This window comes from Mesorhizobium sp. B2-5-11, from assembly GCF_006440835.1.
Lineage (GTDB): Bacteria > Pseudomonadota > Alphaproteobacteria > Rhizobiales > Rhizobiaceae > Mesorhizobium.
Map to the genome: position 1 here is coordinate 99,874 of NZ_VFUK01000017.1, position 16,758 is coordinate 116,631.

At 64.7% G+C, this 16,758-nt stretch carries 13 protein-coding genes and 1 pseudogene; 4 read left to right on the forward strand and 10 right to left on the reverse strand.

What is annotated here, in order from left to right; translation table 11 throughout:
- Positions 1–12 precede the first annotated feature (12 nt).
- A complete protein-coding gene (locus FJ490_RS30745) occupies positions 13–1,671 on the forward strand; it encodes an FAD-binding dehydrogenase (protein ID WP_140491118.1) in 1,659 nt (552 codons plus the stop codon).
- Positions 1,672–1,735: 64 nt separating this feature from the next.
- Here FJ490_RS30745 and FJ490_RS30750 read toward each other — a convergent pair whose 3' ends face one another.
- The 7 genes from FJ490_RS30750 to FJ490_RS30785 form a co-directional block, all read right to left on the reverse strand.
- Entirely contained in the window at positions 1,736–2,674 is a 939-nt protein-coding gene (locus FJ490_RS30750; RefSeq protein ID WP_140491116.1) for an alpha/beta hydrolase, read from the reverse strand.
- Between the two features lie 216 nt (positions 2,675–2,890).
- Complete coding sequence (locus FJ490_RS30760; protein WP_140491114.1) at positions 2,891–3,673, reverse strand: carnitinyl-CoA dehydratase; 783 nt, start codon at positions 3,671–3,673, stop codon at positions 2,891–2,893.
- Complete coding sequence (locus FJ490_RS30765) at positions 3,666–5,744, reverse strand: acetate--CoA ligase family protein (protein ID WP_140729606.1); 2,079 nt, start codon at positions 5,742–5,744, stop codon at positions 3,666–3,668. The genes FJ490_RS30760 and FJ490_RS30765 overlap by 8 nt, the downstream gene beginning before the upstream one ends.
- A gap of 3 nt (positions 5,745–5,747) precedes the next feature.
- On the reverse strand, positions 5,748–6,911 hold the full coding sequence (locus FJ490_RS30770) for an acyl-CoA dehydrogenase (protein ID WP_140729605.1): 1,164 nt from the start codon (positions 6,909–6,911) through the stop codon (positions 5,748–5,750).
- A 4-nt stretch (positions 6,912–6,915) separates the two neighbouring features.
- Positions 6,916–8,010 carry a carnitine 3-dehydrogenase gene (locus FJ490_RS30775; RefSeq protein WP_140729604.1) on the reverse strand — a complete coding sequence of 365 codons (1,095 nt, stop codon included), beginning with the start codon at positions 8,008–8,010 and terminating at the stop codon, positions 6,916–6,918.
- 2 nt (positions 8,011–8,012) lie between these two features.
- Entirely contained in the window at positions 8,013–8,636 is a 624-nt protein-coding gene (locus FJ490_RS30780; RefSeq protein ID WP_140729603.1) for an HD domain-containing protein, read from the reverse strand.
- A 15-nt stretch (positions 8,637–8,651) separates the two neighbouring features.
- Positions 8,652–9,569 carry a 3-keto-5-aminohexanoate cleavage protein gene (locus tag FJ490_RS30785; RefSeq protein ID WP_140491102.1) on the reverse strand — a complete coding sequence of 306 codons (918 nt, stop codon included), beginning with the start codon at positions 9,567–9,569 and terminating at the stop codon, positions 8,652–8,654.
- 79 nt (positions 9,570–9,648) lie between these two features.
- On the opposite strand from FJ490_RS30785, the gene FJ490_RS30790 reads away from it, so the two are divergent.
- Positions 9,649–10,629 carry a GlxA family transcriptional regulator gene (locus FJ490_RS30790; RefSeq protein WP_140729602.1) on the forward strand — a complete coding sequence of 327 codons (981 nt, stop codon included), beginning with the start codon at positions 9,649–9,651 and terminating at the stop codon, positions 10,627–10,629.
- A 32-nt stretch (positions 10,630–10,661) separates the two neighbouring features.
- Here the strand turns inward: FJ490_RS30790 and FJ490_RS30795 are convergent, their stop codons facing one another.
- Together FJ490_RS30795 and xylA are read right to left on the reverse strand one after the other, a co-directional pair.
- Positions 10,662–10,871, reverse strand: a complete 210-nt coding sequence (locus tag FJ490_RS30795; protein WP_140491096.1) for a hypothetical protein — start codon at positions 10,869–10,871, stop codon at positions 10,662–10,664.
- A gap of 308 nt (positions 10,872–11,179) precedes the next feature.
- Positions 11,180–12,505, reverse strand: coding sequence for a xylose isomerase (gene xylA / locus FJ490_RS30800; RefSeq protein WP_140729601.1), 1,326 nt, complete (start codon positions 12,503–12,505; stop codon positions 11,180–11,182).
- Positions 12,506–12,615: 110 nt separating this feature from the next.
- Between xylA and FJ490_RS30805 the strand changes: the two genes are divergently transcribed.
- Positions 12,616–12,978 carry a nuclear transport factor 2 family protein gene (locus FJ490_RS30805; protein WP_140491088.1) on the forward strand — a complete coding sequence of 121 codons (363 nt, stop codon included), beginning with the start codon at positions 12,616–12,618 and terminating at the stop codon, positions 12,976–12,978.
- A 197-nt stretch (positions 12,979–13,175) separates the two neighbouring features.
- Here the strand turns inward: FJ490_RS30805 and xylB are convergent, their stop codons facing one another.
- Entirely contained in the window at positions 13,176–14,630 is a 1,455-nt protein-coding gene (gene xylB, locus FJ490_RS30815; RefSeq protein ID WP_140650760.1) for a xylulokinase, read from the reverse strand.
- A gap of 440 nt (positions 14,631–15,070) precedes the next feature.
- On the opposite strand from xylB, the pseudogene FJ490_RS30820 reads away from it, so the two are divergent.
- Positions 15,071–16,758: pseudogene (locus tag FJ490_RS30820) on the forward strand (autotransporter outer membrane beta-barrel domain-containing protein); the annotation flags it as partial.

Below are 16,758 nucleotides of genomic sequence, written 5' to 3' on the forward strand. Positions count from 1 at the left end.
CGGGAGGGGAAATTGGCTGACGACGCGGATGTCATCATTGTCGGCGCCGGCCTTGCCGGGCTGGTCGCCGCCGCCGAACTGGCCGAGGCCGGCAAGAAGATCGTCATCGTCGACCAGGAACCGGAGCAGTCGCTGGGCGGCCAGGCCTTCTGGTCGTTCGGCGGTCTGTTCCTCGTCGATTCGCCCGAGCAGCGGCGCATGCGCATCCGCGATTCGCACGAGCTGGCGCTCGAGGACTGGCTGGGCACCGCCGCTTTCGACCGGCCGGAGGATCACTGGCCGCGCAAATGGGCCGAGGCCTACGTCGGCTTCGCCGCCGGCGAGAAGCGCTCCTGGCTGCTGGAGCGCGGGATGAAATTCTTTCCCGTGGTCGGCTGGGCCGAGCGCGGCGGCGGCAATGCCATTGGCCATGGCAATTCCGTGCCCCGCTTTCACATCACCTGGGGCACCGGTCCCGGCGTGCTCGAGCCCTTCGTGCTGCGCGTCCGCGAAGCCGAGAAGAAGGGACTGATCCGCTTCAAGTTCCGCCACCGCGTCAACGAATTGATCCGCACCGGCACGAGGATCGACGGGGTGCGCGGCGACATCCTGCAACCAAGCACCGTCGAGCGCGGCCACAAGAGTTCGCGTGAGATATCAGGTGATTTCGAGGTTCATGCGCAGGCCGTGATCGTCGCCTCCGGCGGCATCGGCGGCAACCACCAGCTGGTCCGGGAAAACTGGCCGAAGCGTCTGGGCGCGGCGCCGAAGTGCATGATCACCGGCGTGCCCGACCATGTCGACGGCCGCATGCTGGCGATCACGGAACAGGCCGGCGGCAGCGTCATCAATCGCGACCGCATGTGGCACTATGTCGAGGGCATCAGGAACTGGGCGCCGATCTGGACCGATCATGCCATCCGCATCCTGCCCGGTCCGTCGTCGCTGTGGCTCGACGCCAGGGGCAAGCGCCTGCCGGTGCCGCTTTACCCCGGTTTCGACACGCTCGGCACGCTCAGCCACATCACGAGCACCGGGTTCGATTATTCCTGGTTCATCCTGACCAAAAAAATCATCCAGAAGGAGTTCGCGCTCTCGGGCTCCGAGCAGAACCCGGACCTGACCGGCAAGAGCTGGCGCCAGGTGCTCGGCCGCGCCACGTCGGGCATTCCGGGCCCGGTCAAGGCGTTCATGGAGAAGGGCGAGGATTTCATCATCGAGGCCGAACTGCCCGATCTGGTGGCGCGCATGAACAAGCTGGCCGGCGGCGAACCGCTGCTCGACGTCGCCCATGTCGAGCGCGAGATCCGCGCCCGCGACCGGCAACTCGACAATCCCTTCTCCAAGGACATGCAGGTCACCGCGCTGCGCGGAGCGCGGGCCTATCTCGGCGACCGGCTGATCCGCACGGCCAGGCCGCACAAGATGCTCGATCCCGCGAACGGCCCGCTGATCGCGGTTCGCCTCAACATCCTGACCCGCAAGACGCTGGGTGGCCTGCAGACCGATCTCGAAAGCCGCGTGCTGGGGAGCGATGGCGAGCCGGTTCAGGGCCTCTATGCGGTCGGCGAAGCCGCCGGTTTCGGCGGCGGCGGCGTGCATGGCTATGCGGCGCTCGAAGGCACGTTCCTGGGCGGCTGTATCTTCTCCGGCCGCAGCGCCGGCCGGGCGGCGGCTCGTTCGGTAGGCTGAGCGCCGAACGGCTTGGCAGTCGCTGGGTTGATCATCTTCTGTCGATTGTCATGCGAGGAGGCCCTCACCAGATCCACTCGCTTTTGCCGAGCGCCGACACCGCCTCGACGATGCGGGTAAAGCTGGCGCGGGCGCGGCCGACCGTGTGCCTCGCCCTGAGATAGCCGTGCACAAGCCCTTTTTCCTCGAACCAAGTGGCTCGCCCGCCGCCCGCCACGATGCGGTCGCGATAGGCCTCGCCGTCCGACGACAGCGGATCGCACTCGGCGGTGATCAGCACGGTCGGCGGCAGGTTGGCGAAATCGGCGTCGGCCAGCGGCTGAAGCGTGATGTCGCCGGTCTGGTCCACGCCGCCGGTACGGATGTGCTTGTAGAATTCGAGGTCGCGCGTGGTCAGCATAGGCGCTTCGGCATGCTTCAGATAGGAGCCACGCGAACGGTCGCCGCCGAGCCCGGGATAGATCAGCACCTGCCCGATCGGTTTCTTCGCATGGCCGCGCGTCGCATGGCTGACTGCGGCGCAGAGATTGCCACCGGCGCTGTCGCCGCAGAGCAGGACGGGATGATCGCGGGTGGCTGCCGCCCACTCGAAGGCGTTCATCGCATCGTCAAACGCGGCCGGATGCAGATGCTCCGGCGCCAGCCGGTAGTCGACCGAGACGACGTCATAGCCGGTGCGGCCGCAAAGCTCGGCGCAAACGTCGTCATGGCTGTCGAGCCCGCCAAGGATGAACCCGCCGCCGTGGTAATAGAGCACCGTTGCCACTGCCTGCGGGGCGCTGCGATAGATGCGGATCGGGATATTGCACGCCTGTGCGGCAATAGCGGTGGTTTCCGCTGTCACCCCCTCGGGATAGCCGGCAAAGAACTCCCGGCACATGCGGGCGTAGATCTCGCGCTGCTCGGCAATCGTGTAGTCGATCGTATCCGGCGGGTAATAGGAATTGGTCCGCTCGATGAAGGCCCGGGTCTCGGCATCAATGAGTTTGCTGTAGTCGGTCATGGCCGCGCCGACTGTGAACGGCGAGCCCAGGCACCCCCCTCTGTCCTGCCGGACATCTCCCCCGCAAGGGGGGAGATTGGCAGTTCAATCGACATCGCCCTTATTGCAGCGTTGACGATTGGCGAAAGCGGAAATGACATCCAATCTCCCCCCTTGCGGGGGAGATGGCCGGCAGGCCAGAGGGGGGTGCCTCGCGCCGTCATCTCTGGCATTGCTTTACTTCCCCTTCCACACCGGTTCCCGCTTCTCCGCAAAAGCCCGGAACCCTTCCATATTGTCCTCGGAACCGTACAGCGCATCGACCGTCGGCAACTGCCGGCGCGTCACCCTGTTCATCGCGTCCTGGAAAGTCAGCGCTTCGGCCACCCGCGCGGTTTCCTTGATCGCGGCGAAGACAAGCGGCGGGCCGCTGGCGAGCAGGCGGGCGATCTCCCAGACGCGGTCCTCCAGCTTCTCCTTCGGCAGCACCTCGTTGACCAGGCCCCAGCGATGCGCCTCGGCAACGTCCATCCAGCGGCCAGTGAGCAAAAGGTCCATGGCGACATGATAAGGAATGCGCTTCGGCAGCTTGATGGTCGCGGCGTCGGCAAGCGTGCCGGCGCGGATCTCGGGCAATGCGAAGGAGGAGTGATCGGAGGCGTAGATGAGATCGCAGGACAGCGCCAGCTCGAAGCCGCCCCCCACCGCCATGCCGTTTACGCAGGCGATGACAGGCTTGTTCAAGTCGCGCAGTTCCTGCAGCCCGGCAAAGCCGCCGACGCCATAGTCGCCGTCGACGGCGTCGCCGCCGGCGGCGGCCTTCAGGTCCCATCCGGCGCAGAAGAACTTGTCGCCGGCGGTCTTGATGATGGCGACGCGCAAGCCGGGGTCGTCGCGAAACGCCTTGAAGGTCTCGCCCATCAGCCGAGAGGTCTTCAGGTCGATGGCGTTGGCCTTGGGCCGATCGAGCGTGACCTCGAGGATCGAGCCTTCACGGCGGGTCGAAATGACGTCAGGCATTCTTGTTCTCTCCCAGCACCAAAAGCGCATCGGCGATCCAGGCGCCCTTGCCCTCGCTGCAGACGATCAGCGGATTGATGTCGAGTTCCTCGATCTCGCCGGCATTCGTCTGCACGAAGGCAGCAATGCCCGCGATGGCGTCGATGGCAGCTTGGACGTCGGCCTTCGGCCGACCGCGATAGCCTTCGAGCAGCGGGAACAGTTTGAGACCGCGAAGTGCTGCCTCGATGTCGTCGCGGGTCGCCGGCAGCATCAAGGTGACGCTGTCGCGCAGCAATTCGACCAGTACGCCGCCGGTGCCCAGCGTCATGACAGCGCCGAACATCGGATCGCGGGTGAAGCCGACGATCAGCTCGGCGACGCCGTCGCGCACCATGCGCTCGACATAAAGGCCGGTGCCGAGTGGCAAAAGGTCGTGAGCGGCGGTGCTGACGGATTCGGCGTCCCTGAGGTTGAGCCTGACGGCGCCGACCTCGGATTTGTGGGTGACGCCTAGCGCCTTCAGCGCCACGGGGAAGCCGAGCGCCATGGACGAGATCACCGCCTCGACGGCACTGTCGGCGCGCTCGCCCTTGGGCACCGGCAGCCCGGCCTTGATCAGCCGCGCCTTGGCTTGCGCCTCGTCAGGCGTGACATGCTCGCCGCCGGCAGCGCCGGAAGCGGAGGTGTCGACCGGCTGCGCCTGCGGCTCGCGCCAGGCCCAGCCGATGAAGGCGGCCGCCTGGGCGGCATCCATCGCTTCGGAAATGCCGAACAGCGGCACCATGCCCCGCGCCATCAGCTCGGCGGTGTATTCCTCGGGCAGGTTCTCGGGCAGCGACGAGACGATCGCGCCATGCGCCTTGTTGGTCTTGAGCGCCGATTCGAAGGCGCGCAGCGTCGCCCACCAGTCGGTCACCGAGCAGCGGTCCGGGCGCGGGAAGTCGAGCACCAGCATGTTGAGGTCGAAGCCGCCCGACACCATGGCGGTGAAGGTGGCGGTCATCGCCGGCTCGTTGTTCCAGATGAAGGTGTGGTAGTCCAATGGATTGGCGACCGCGACCAGCGGCCCGAGCGTCGACTTGACGTGGGCACGGTGTTCTTCCGTCAGCACCGGGAAGTTGACCCAGCGGCCTTCGGCGCTGTCGGCCATGACCGAAGCCTCGCCGCCCGAACAGCTCATCGATGACAGGCTGTAGCCGGGCAGCGGACCGGTGACATGCAGCAGCTTCAGCGCCTCGATGAAGGCGGGGATGGAATCGACGCGCGCGATGCCGAGCCGTTTCAGGAAGGCCCCGGACGCTGCGTCCGAGCCGGCGAGCGACGCGGTGTGCGAGACGGTCGCTTGCCTGGCCTGTTCGGAGCGGCCGACCTTCATGGCGATGATCGGTTTTTTCAATTCCCTCGCCCGTGCCGCCAGCCGCTCGAAGCCGGCTACCGAATCGAAAGCCTCGATGTGCAGGCCGAGCGAGCTGACGCGCTCGTCCTCGATCAGGCCGAGCGCCATTTCGGAGAGGCCGGTCTGCGCCTGGTTGCCGGCGGTCATCAGGAAGGCGATCGGCAGGCCGCGCTTCTGCATTGTCATGTTGATGGCGATGTTGGACGACTGGGTAATAATGGCCACCCCTTTGCCGCCGTCGGCCAATCTTATGCCGCCATGCTGGTCGGGCCACAAAAGCGCGCCGTCGGCATAGTTGATCAGGCCGTAACAGTTCGGCCCGATGATCGGCATCTCGCCGGCGGCGGCGACGAGTTCGGCCTGCAGGCGCTCGCCATCCGCGTCATAGGCTTCGGTTTCGAGAAAACCAGCGGCAAAGCAGACCGCGCCGCCAGCGCCGCGTTCGGCCAGGGCCTTGATCACGTCAATGGTCAAGTGTCGGTTGACGCCGACAAAGGCGGCGTCCGGTGCGCCGGGCAGGTCGGCGACCGAACGATAGGCCTTGCGGCCGGCGACCTCGTCCTTGCTCGGGTGCACCGGCCAGATCTCGCCGGCAAAGCCCATCTTGATCGACTGTGCCACGACCGCGGCGGCCTGCGCGCCGCCGAACACGGCGATCGATTTAGGGCGCAGAAGGCGTTCAAGTTTGTGCATGGATCAGGCCCCGAACGGGCGCAGCAGCGCCCGCGAAATGATGTGGCGCTGGATTTCCGACGTGCCTTCCCAGATGCGCTCGACGCGCGCATCGCGCCAGATGCGCTCCAGCGGCAGGTCGTCCATCAGCCCCATGCCACCATGGATCTGGATCGCTTCGTCGGCGACGTAAGCCAGCATTTCTGTGGCCTTCAGCTTGGCCATGGCCATGTCCTGGTCGGTGACGGTGCCCTGATCGTACTTCCAGCCGGCTTCGAACACCATCAGGTCCGCGGCCTTGAGTTCGGTTGCCATGTCGGCGAGCTTGAACGACACGCCCTGGAACTTGCCGATCTGCTGGCCAAATTGCTGACGCTGCGCGGCGTACTCGACCGCATGGCCAAGCGCCCGCTCGGCACGGCCGAGGCAGGTGGCGCCGACCTGCAGGCGGGTGGCGCCGAGCCAGGAATTGGCGACGTCGAAACCCTTGTGGACTTCACCCAACACCTGGCTTAACGGAAGGCGGCAATCGTCGAATTCGAGGATGGCGTTGGTGTAGCCGCGATGCGAGACGTTGCGGTAGCCGTCGCGCACCGTGAAGCCCTTGGTGCCCTTGTCGACGAAGAAGGCGGTGATCTTCTTGCGTTTGCCGCGCGGCGAATCCTCTTCGCCCGAGGCCATGAAGACGATGGCGAAGTCGGCGAGATCGGCGTGGCTGATGAAGTGCTTGGTGCCGTTCAGCACCCAGTCGCCGCCATCCTGAACGGCCGTCGCCTTCATTCCGCGCAGGTCCGAACCGGCGCCCGGTTCGGTCATCGCCAGGCAATCCCATTTCTCGCCGCGGATGCAGGGAAACAGGTATTTTTCGCGCTGCTCCGGCGTGCCGGCCAAAAGGATGTTGGAGGGGCGCGCAACGCAGGTCCAGTGCAGCGCGTAGTTGGCGCGGCCGAGTTCCTTCTCGTAGAGCAGCCAGGTCACCGTATCGAGCCCCGCGCCGCCGACATCGGCCGGCATGTTGGCGGCATAGAGACCGGCTTCGATCGCCTTGGCCTTTAGCTCCTCGATCAGTTCGCGGCGCAGCACGCCGGTGCGCTCGACCTCGCGCTCATGCGGGTAAAGCTCATTCTCGACGAAGGCGCGCGTCGTCTCGACAATGAGCTTCTGTTCCTCCGACAGACCGAAATCCATGGTCTCAGCCTTTCTTCTTTTTCTTCGGTTTTTCGGCTTTCTTCACCGGCTTCGATGCCTTCGCCTTCTCGGCCGCCTTGGAGGCGGCCGGCTTTTTCGCCGCCAGCTTGGCCAACTGCTTCGTATAGTCCCTGTGCAGGGCGCCGGCTCCCCAGCCCTTGCCCTTGTTCTGCTTCGAGAGCGCATCCATGATGGCGACCAGATTATCGTCGCGGATCTTTTCCAGTTCGCGGATCGACAGGCCATGCGCCTGGTCGTCCGACTGCGTGGCGATCAGGTCGACCAGCTCGTCGTTGAACTCCGGTACGTCCATCAGCTTGGTCCACGGCCATTTCAGGCAGGGGCCGAACTGCGCCATGAAGTGGCGCATGCCGGCTTCGCCGCCGGCGACGCGATAGACCTGGAACATGCCCATCTGTGCCCAGCGCAGGCCGAAGCCATAGCGCATGATGTCGTCCAGTTCCTCGACGGTGCAGATGCCGTCCTTGATCAGCCACAGCGCCTCGCGCCAGGCGGCTTCCAGCAGGCGGTCGCCGACGAAGGCCTCGATTTCCTTGCGGATGACGACAGGCTTCATGCCGATCGAGGCATAGATTTCCCTGGCAACCTCGATCGCCTCCGGAAAGGTCTGGTCGCCGCCGACGATCTCGACCAGCGGCAGGAGATAGACCGGGTTGAACGGGTGGCCGACGACCAGCCGCTCCGGATGCTTCTTCATCGCAATCTGCATGTCGGTCGGCTTGATGCCTGATGTGGACGAGCCGACGATGGCGTTGGCCGGCGCGTGAGTGTCGATCTCGGCCAGCACCTTGTGCTTGAGGTCGAGCCGTTCCGGCACGCTTTCCTGGATGAAATCGGCGTCGGCCACCGCATCGGCAATGGTCTTGGCGAAGGTCAGTCTGCCTTCTTTCGGCAGGCCGCCCGGAACCATCTGCTTGTAGGCGCGGCGCGCGCCCTTCATCACTTCTGAGACCTTGCGCGAGGCCTCGGGATCGGGATCGAAGATCGACACGTCGATGCCGTTGAGGAGCAGCCGCGCCACCCAGCCGGCGCCGATGACACCGCCGCCGATGGCGGCCGCCTTGTTGATGATGCTCATTGTCAGGCTCCGGTTCTTTTGCTGGCTGTTTGTGGATCCGTCAGAGGCACGCGCTCGCCCGTACGGATCACCGATGGGTCGTAGGCCTTGCGGGCAAAGACTTCGAGCGCGAAGGGCCGGAAGAACTCGATCGGCAGCGTCTCGTAGTCGGGGTCGAAGCTCGACTGGTCCCAGCGTTCGCAAAACTGGTCGCAATCGTCGAAATAGGCATGGCCGGCGAAGCGGTCGCGCGCGTGGCGATTGCCGCCGAGATGATGGGCATAGTAGAGGCGCTGGAAATCGCCGTGCTTCTCCACCACCCAGGTGCATTGTTCGCGCACGAAAGGCTTCAGGATCGACGCGGCGTATTCGTCGTGGTTGTAGGGTGCGTAGATGTCGCCGATGTCGTGCAGCAACGCGCAGGCGATCCAGTCGGTGTCGGCGCCGTCGCGCCAGGCGCGTGTTGCCGCCTGCAGCGAATGGCCGAGCCGGGTGATCTTGTAGCCGGAAAGGCCCTCGTCGAGTTGAACCAGGGCTTCCAGCAACCGATCACCGGTTTTGGCGGCATAGTCGATTTCATGGGCGGTCAGGAATTCGTAGTCGTCCTTGTCGCCATCCTTCATTGCGGTGAATTTGACGGTGGCCATCTGAAGCTCCCCTCTCTATGCCGCGATCGGCGGCCGCTTGGTGAGGTTGAGCTTCCTGCGCACTTCCTCCGGCCCCAGAATCCTGGCGCCGAGATTGGTGACGATGCTGGCGGCACGTTCGACCAGCTGCGCGTTGGTGGCAAGCACGCCCTTGTCGAGCCAGAGATTGTCTTCGAGACCGACGCGGACATTGCCGCCGGCCAGCACTGCGGCGGCGGCATAGGCCATCTGGTTGCGGCCGATCGAAAAGGCCGACCAGCTCCAGGTCGACGGCACGTTGTTGACCATGGCCATGAAGGTGTTGAGGTCGTCAGGCGCCCCCCATGGCACGCCCATGCAAAGCTGCACAAGCGCATCCGGCTTCAGAACCTGTTCCTCGACCAACTGCTTGGCGAACCACAGATGGCCTGTGTCGAAGGCCTCGATCTCCGGCTTGACGCCGAGCGCGGTCATCATGCCGCCCATGGCACGCAGCATGCCGGGCGTGTTGGTCATGACATAGTCGGCCTCGGCGAAGTTCATGGTGCCGCAGTCGAGCGTGCAGATCTCCGGCAGGCACTGGCGCACATGCTCCATGCGGTTGGTGGCGCCGCCCATGTCGGTGCCCTTTTCATTCAGCGGCAGCGGCGCTTCGGGCGAGCCGAACACCATGTCGCCACCCATACCGGCGGTGAGGTTCAGCACCACGTCGACGTCTGCCTCGCGGATGCGCTCGGTCACCTCGCGGTAGAGATGAACGTCGCGCCTGGGCTTGCCGGTCTCGGGATCGCGCACATGGCAATGCACGATCGCCGCCCCCGCCTTGGCCGCGTCGATGGCCGAATCGGCGATCTCTTTGGGCGAGCGCGGCACATGCGGGCTGCGGTCCTGCGTACCGCCGGACCCGGTCACGGCACAGGTAATGAAAACCTCACGGTTCATCGCAAGCGGCATGGAACTCTCCTCCCAGTCGAAACAGGCGCCAAGCATCGCCCGACTTGCCGAAAACTGCTTTGCGTTTTACGAAGCTTCCATGACTAAAGGCGAAAAACTGACGATCTTTCGCGCCGAGCGTCTGCCGCTCAAGGTGACGATGCTGGTGTTTTCCAGCTCGTCCATCATGTGCGTGGCCTCGGCGGTCGACCCGCTGCGCGCCGCCAACCGCATCTCCGGCGAGACATTGTTCGATTTCAAGCTGGTTTCCGTAACCGGCGAGGCGCCGGTCACCACTTGCGGCCTGCCAGTGGCGGTCAGCGGCCGCTTCGACGCGGCCGAACCGACCGACGTTCTTGTCGTCGTCGCCGGTTTCGGCACGCAGAATTATGCGACGTCGGCTCTGCTCTCGGGCCTGCGCCGCGCCGCCCGTTCGGCGCGCGCCTGCGGCGGCGTCGAGGCCGGTACATGGCTGGTCGCGCGGGCCGGCTTGCTCGAAGGCCGCAGCGCCACCACCCACTGGGAAGACATGGAGGATTTCTCGTCGGCCTTTCCGGGCGTCGACGTCCGCCCGGACCGTTACGTCATCGACGGGCCGGTCTTCACCTCCGGTGGCGCCTCGCCCACCTTCGACCTGATGCTGCACCTCGTTCGCACCCGCCTCGGCATGGCCGTGGCGCTCGATGTGGCCAGCGTCTTCATCTACGATCAGGCCCGTGCGGCCACCGACGCTCAGCCCCTGGTCTCGCTTGGCCGGCTCGACGGCTATGATCCGCGCCTGGCGCAAGCCATCCGGCTGATGGAAGCGCATGTCGACCAGCCGTTGACGGTCGCCGCCGTGGCAAAGCGCGCCGGGGTTACGGCACGGACACTGGAGAGCATCTTCCGCAAGTCGATCGGCGAGACGCCCGGCGCCTACTATCTCAGGCTGCGCCTGGGCGCTGCGCGGCGGCTGGTGATCGACACCAGAGTGGCCATGGCCGACATTGCCGGGCGGACCGGATTTTCATCCGCCGCGGCATTTTCGAGGGCGTTTTCAAGAACTTTCGGTGAAGCCCCGGTCAGGCTACGCCGGGGTTGATGTACATGTCGTCCAAAGTGGGAAGCGGTTGATCAGGCAGCGTTCTGCCGGTCGCCGCCACTATCGATCTGCGAGCGCATCTGTCTTGCCAGATGGGTCTCGAAACGGCTGGCAACGGCGCGGTCCCATTCGTTGGAGCGGCGCGCACCATCCTTCGGATGCGGCATTGCCATCAGCCGGTCGATAATCGACCCGGCCTCGCCATTTGAGAGCAGGGCGTCGATTTCACGTTCGTTCTGCATATCGGTTCGCCTCCTTCTTCCTCTCCCGCCACGAGCACCTTCTTATAGGAGATTCGTGACGGCAGTTTGAAGGCAAGAGAGAGGCGATTGAGGGGCGTCAGTGGGCAAAACCTTGTCGTCGATTCCGCACTGGCGCAAAGCCCTTTCACCCGGTCTCGGCGCCACCCTCGTCCGCCCGCCGGCACCTTTTCCGTTCAATGGCGAACAGGGCGGCAGGCAAATAAGCGCGACGCCGGGAACTTCTCCCCGCGAAGCGGCGTGGGTAAGCGGAGCGGCGGCTGAACGAGCCGCCGCCCGCCTTTCATCCCTTACACGTAGCGGTTGACGATGTTTTCGAGCAGTTCCTGACGGCCGGAGCGCGGCTGCGGTTCGATCTTCTTCTTCACCACGCGCTCGGCGATGTCCTCCAGCGTGCGCTTGCCGGCAAGCATCGCCTTGGCCTCGCCGCTGTTCCAGCCTGCGTAGCGCTCGGCGAGTGGAGCCGACAGCGCCTTGTCTTCGACCATCTTGGCGGCTGCCTTCAGGCCGCGCGCGCAGGCATCCATGCCGCCGATATGGCCGATCAGCAGGTCCTGCGGATCGAGCGACTGGCGGCGCAGCTTGGCGTCGAAATTGGTGCCGCCGGTCTTGAAGCCGCCCGCCTGCAGGACCTGGTAATAGGCCAGCGCCATCTCCGGCACATTGTTGGGGAACTGGTCGGTGTCCCAGCCCGACTGGTAGTCGTTGCGGTTCATGTCGATCGAGCCGAAGACGCCGAGCGCATTGGCCAACGCCAGCTCGTGCTCGAAGGAATGGCCGGCCAGGATGGCGTGGCCCTGCTCGATGTTGAGCTTGACCTCCTTCTCCAGGCCGAAGCGCTTGAGGAAGCCATAGACGGTCGCGACATCGTAGTCGTACTGGTGTTTTGTGGGTTCCTGCGGCTTCGGCTCGATCAGGATCGTGCCTTTGAAGCCGATTTTGTGCTTGTAGTCGACGACGAGGTTGAGGAAACGGCCGGCCTGCTCCTGCTCGCGGGCAAGGTCGGTGTTGAGCAGCGTCTCATAGCCCTCGCGTCCGCCCCAAAGCACGTAATTCTCGCCCTTCAGCCGCTTGGTGACGTCGATGCAGCTCTTCACCGTCGCCGCCGCATAGGCAAACACATCCGGATCGGGGTTTGTCGCGGCACCCGACATGAAACGGCGGTGCGAGAACAGGTTCGCCGTGCCCCACAAGAGCTTGACGCCAGTCCGCTTCATCTTGGTGGCGAAATAGTCCGCGATCTCGTCGAGGCGCGCGGAACTTTCCGAAAAATCCTTGCCTTCGGGCCGCACGTCGGCATCGTGGAAGCAGAAATAGGGCGCGCCGAGCAGCGAGAACATCTCGAAGGCGACGTCTGCTTTCAGTTTTGCCAGTTCCATCGTGTCGATGCCGCCGGCCTTGGGGAACCACGGCCGATCGAAGGTCTGGCCGCCGAACGGATCGCCGCCCGGCCAGGCGAAGGAATGCCAGTAGGCGACGGCGAAGCGCAGATGGTCTTCCAGCCGCTTGCCGGCCACCAGCTCGTCCGGGTTGTAGAACCGGTAAGCCAGCGGATTGGCCGAATCCGGCCCCTCATATTTGATCTTCTGGATGTCGCCGAAAAAGCCGCTGCTCATGGATTTCCTTCCTCTCCGAAATGGCTCCGCCTGATTACCTCAGGCGTAATTGGTTCCGTTCGTCCGTTGGGTGAAAAGGGTCATGTCAAAGCCAACGAAGGAGACAGATCATGACCGATCTCAACAAGATCGCCGAAAGCTACATCACCGCCTGGAACGAGAGCGACGCCGCGCGCCGTCAGGCGCTGCTCAAGGCGACTTTCACCGAAGACGTCAGCTATCGCGATCCCATCATGCAGGGCGACGGCCATGAAGGCGTCGCGGCGCTGATCGACGGCGTGCAGCGGCGCTTTGCCGGCTTCCGCTTTTCGCTGAAAGGCACACCGGACGGGTTTGCCGACAAAATCCGCTTTTCCTGGAACCTCGGCCCTGAGGGCACACCGTCCGTCATCGAGGGCACCGATATCGGCGTCATCGAGAACGGCCGCCTGAAGAGCATCACCGGCTTCCTCGACAAGGTCCCGGCGCAGTGAGGCTTTACTGTTAGGGTTGGCGCGAGGCGCCCGCCTCTGGCCTGCCGGCCATCTCCCCCTCAACGGGGGAGATTGGCTGATTGTTATACCTTCGCCAACCTCCGGCCTTGCAAGGCTGGCGTAGCCGCCAAAGCTGCCGATCTTCCCCCTAGAGGGGGAGATGCCCGGCAGGGCAGAGGGGGGCGCGTGGCGCCTGCTCACGCCGTTGCCGCCCTGATCGCCGGATAAAGCCCGCGGTAGCGCTGGTAGGCATCGGCAAATGCACCATCCAAGCCGGCATCCGGTTCGATCGTTGCATCGGTCCTCGGCGCCGTGCAGACATCGAGCGGATCAGCGTCCGTCGCTGCGATCAGGCCGAGCCGGGCGGCGCCGAAGGCGGCGCCGAAGTCGCCGTCGGCGGGAATGTCGACAGGCAGCTGAAGCGCGGTGGCGATGGCCTTCAGCCAGTAGCGCGAGCGCGAGCCGCCGCCGATCGCCGTCACACGCATCAAGCTCGTGCCCGCAGTCTTCAACGCCTCGAGGCTGTCGCGAAAGGCGAAGGCCACGCCTTCCAGCACGGCCTGGGTCAGGACGGCGCGGCTCGATTCATGCGCCAGTCCGGTAAAGGAGCCGCGAATGACGGAATCATTGTGTGGCGTGCGCTCGCCCGAGAGATAGGGCAGGAAGGACACGCCGGTCGGCGCCTTCAGTGTATCGCCCAGTTCCGATGTCAACTCGCCTGCGCCCTTGCCGGTAATCTCGGACAGCCAATTGAGCGAATCGGTGGCCGACAGGATGACGCCCATCTGATGCCAGGTGTCAGGCAGCGCATGGCAGAAAGTGTGGACCGCGCTTGCCGGGTTGGGCAGATAGGAGGCATTGGCGGCAAACAGCACGCCTGACGTGCCCAGAGACACGAACGCATGGCCGGCACGGACCGTGCCCATGCCGCAGGCGGAAGCCGCATTGTCGCCGGCGCCGCCGGCAATCGGGATGCCGGCTTCGACGCCCCATTTCGACGCCAGCTCGCCGCGCAGCCCACCGGCCTTCTGCGTACCCTCGACCAGGGATGGCATGTGCTTTTCGTCGAGCGACGTGGCCGCGAGCAGGTCGGCGGACCAGCGCCGCTTCCCAACGTCGAGCCAGGAAGTGCCAGCCGAGTCCGACATTTCCGAAATATGTTCGCCGGTCAGCCACAGCCGCAGGAAATCCTTGGGCAGCAGCACCTTGGCCACTTTGGCGAAAATGGCGGGTTCGTTGTTCTTCACCCAGGCGAGCTTCGGCGCGGTGAAACCGGGAAAGACGATGTTGCCGGTCAGCTCGCGAAACCGCGGATCGGCGTCGAGCGCGGCTGCCTCGGCATGGCTGCGCGTATCGTTCCACAGAATGCAGGGGCGCAGCACCTTGTCAGAGGCATCGAGCAAGGTGGCGCCATGCATCTGACCGGATAGGCCAATGCCTTTCACCGCCGCGAACTGCCAGGGATGGGAGGCCTTCAGTTCGGCAATCGCGTCTTCGCAGGCGCGTAGCCAGTGGGCTGGATCCTGTTCGGACCAGCCGGGATGCGGCCGCGAAACGTCGAGCGCGCCATGGCCGGAACCGATGACGGTCTGTTCGGCATCGATCAGCAGCGCCTTGACGCCCGACGTGCCAAGGTCGAGGCCGACATACATGTTTTCCTCCCTTGCCATTATTTTTTTCGGATCTCGAAAAAATCTGGCCGAGGCAGTTTTTAAGCCAAGATCCGCCGCGGGTCAATTCTCTGACAATCGGCCGCGCATCACGAAAACAACGCCGACGGCGGGCTGTGTGGCCGCGCCAGCGTACGCGCCGCCACCAACACGCTTTGGAGGGTTGGCGAGACGCACGCCAAGCACCAATTCTGGCTCAATCAAAGCACAGCTCTGTCCGGCCCGTTTTCCAGTTCATCAACCATGACGGGCAGATTAGGCTTTGTAAAACGGAACGAATTGTGTCTTCATTGCGGCGTAGGGTGGGGGCTTGCAATCGCGAATCTTGGAGGGACGCGGTGCGGCGCTTTGAAAACAGGCTTCCGAATGGCGATTCGGAAGACATCGCTAAATTAGTTGTTCTGAAACGGCATATGCCGGTGATGTTTCTTCCTCGAATGCTTGGCGTTTTTGCCGCGACGTCGCTGGCGTTGCTGCCCAATTCCGCCGCCTTCGCCGCATGCCTGCTCGTTCCGACCGCCGGAAACGACACCTTCATCTGCGACAGCGGCGATTCGGGCGGCAGCCTCAACGATCTGAACGGCGACAACACGCTCACCTTTCCCGCCGGCGGCACCGGCCAGGTGAGCGGCAATGTCACCTTCGGCGTTGGTTCGGACCGCATCAACATGCAATCCGGTACCATCACCGGCACGGTCGACCAGGGCGGTGGCGCCGATTTCTTCACCATCGGCGCTGGCACCGTCATCGGCAATGTGCAGCAGGGCTCGGGCATAGACGACTTCAACATAAGCGGCGGCCAGATCGGTTCACTTAACCAGGGTGATGGCCTCGACACCTTCACCATGACGGACGGACGCATCGTCGATTTCTTCGACGACGGCGACCATGCGGTGATGACGGGCGGCCGCATCGGCCGCGTCAACATGAAGCTCGACCAGAACTATTTCAACATGTCCGGCGGCGCCATCGACCGCAACCTCGTCACCGGCTTCGACAAGGACACGATCATCCTTTCGGGCGGCACGATCGGCGGCAACATCAGCGTCAGCGGCGGCAATGACAGCGTGACGATTACCGGCGGCACGGTCGGCGGCGACGTGCTGATGAGCTTCGGCGCCGACAATTTCGTCTGGGACGGCGGCGGCATCATCTATGGCGCCGTCGACCTCGGCGCCGACAACGACACGGCAAAGCTGAGCAACCTGACCAATTCCAATATGGGCGGCGCCGACGCGCTGAATGGTGGCCTCGGCACCGACACGCTGAGTTTCGACAACGTCAAGCTCAAAGGCATCAGCCGGGTGCAGAACTGGGAGAGCATCGACGCCACCAACGACACCGAACTCACGCTGGACGGCAATCTGGTGCTGGGAGACAGCGGCACCGGCACGGGCTCGCTCAGCGTCGATGCGGCAAGCACGCTCTATGGCGGCGGCTTCAACGCGTCGATACAGGCCTTTACGGCGGGCCAGCTTGCGGACGTCGTCAATGCCGGCCGCATCGACCTGACCAATGGCAGTACAGGCGCGACGGATCGGCTGACGATTTCGGGCAATTACACCGGGCTTGGCGGCCTGCTGCTCATCCAGACGGAACTCGGCGATGATTCCTCGGCCTCGGACAGGCTGGTGCTGTCGGGCGGCACGGCTTCCGGCTCGACCGGCATCGGGGTGGTCAATGTCGGCGGCACGGGTGCCGAGACGACGCAGGACGGCATCATGGTCGTCCAGGCGGTCAATGGCGCCACCTCCAGCGCCAGCGCCTTCGCGCTCGACGCGCCGGTCGCGGCGGGCGCCTTCGAATATTATCTGTTCAAGGGTGGCGTCACCGCAGGCAGCGCGGAGAACTGGTATCTGCGCTCGTCGTTGATAACGCCGACATCGCCGGCCGCAGCGCCGCCGGGGATCGGACCGACGGCGGCGCCCGAGCCCGAACCTCCGGCAGCCGAGCCGCCGCCGCCGCCTTCCCAACTGCCGCCGGTGCCCGTGCCGTCCGAAGGCGACGTCAACAATCCGCCGGTCGATCCGACGCCGCCGGTGCAGGCCGGCGATCCGGAGCTCCAGCCCCCGCCACCCCCGCCGGCGGCGTCGGATCGACCGGCGGATTG

What these genes read in the sequence shown, in the direction of transcription:
- FJ490_RS30750 (WP_140491116.1), bottom strand. Translation starts at nt 2,674, where the DNA reads ATGACCGACTACAGCAAACTCATTGATGCCGAGACCCGGGCCTTCATC.
- FJ490_RS30760 (WP_140491114.1), bottom strand. Translation starts at nt 3,673, where the DNA reads ATGCCTGACGTCATTTCGACCCGCCGTGAAGGCTCGATCCTCGAGGTC.
- FJ490_RS30765 (WP_140729606.1), bottom strand. Translation starts at nt 5,744, where the DNA reads ATGCACAAACTTGAACGCCTTCTGCGCCCTAAATCGATCGCCGTGTTC.
- FJ490_RS30770 (WP_140729605.1), bottom strand. Translation starts at nt 6,911, where the DNA reads ATGGATTTCGGTCTGTCGGAGGAACAGAAGCTCATTGTCGAGACGACG.
- FJ490_RS30775 (WP_140729604.1), bottom strand. Translation starts at nt 8,010, where the DNA reads ATGAGCATCATCAACAAGGCGGCCGCCATCGGCGGCGGTGTCATCGGC.
- FJ490_RS30780 (WP_140729603.1), bottom strand. Translation starts at nt 8,636, where the DNA reads ATGGCCACCGTCAAATTCACCGCAATGAAGGATGGCGACAAGGACGAC.
- FJ490_RS30785 (WP_140491102.1), bottom strand. Translation starts at nt 9,569, where the DNA reads ATGCCGCTTGCGATGAACCGTGAGGTTTTCATTACCTGTGCCGTGACC.
- FJ490_RS30790 (WP_140729602.1), top strand. Translation starts at nt 9,649, where the DNA reads ATGACTAAAGGCGAAAAACTGACGATCTTTCGCGCCGAGCGTCTGCCG.
- FJ490_RS30795 (WP_140491096.1), bottom strand. Translation starts at nt 10,871, where the DNA reads ATGCAGAACGAACGTGAAATCGACGCCCTGCTCTCAAATGGCGAGGCC.
- xylA (WP_140729601.1), bottom strand. Translation starts at nt 12,505, where the DNA reads ATGAGCAGCGGCTTTTTCGGCGACATCCAGAAGATCAAATATGAGGGG.
- FJ490_RS30805 (WP_140491088.1), top strand. Translation starts at nt 12,616, where the DNA reads ATGACCGATCTCAACAAGATCGCCGAAAGCTACATCACCGCCTGGAAC.
- xylB (WP_140650760.1), bottom strand. Translation starts at nt 14,630, where the DNA reads ATGTATGTCGGCCTCGACCTTGGCACGTCGGGCGTCAAGGCGCTGCTG.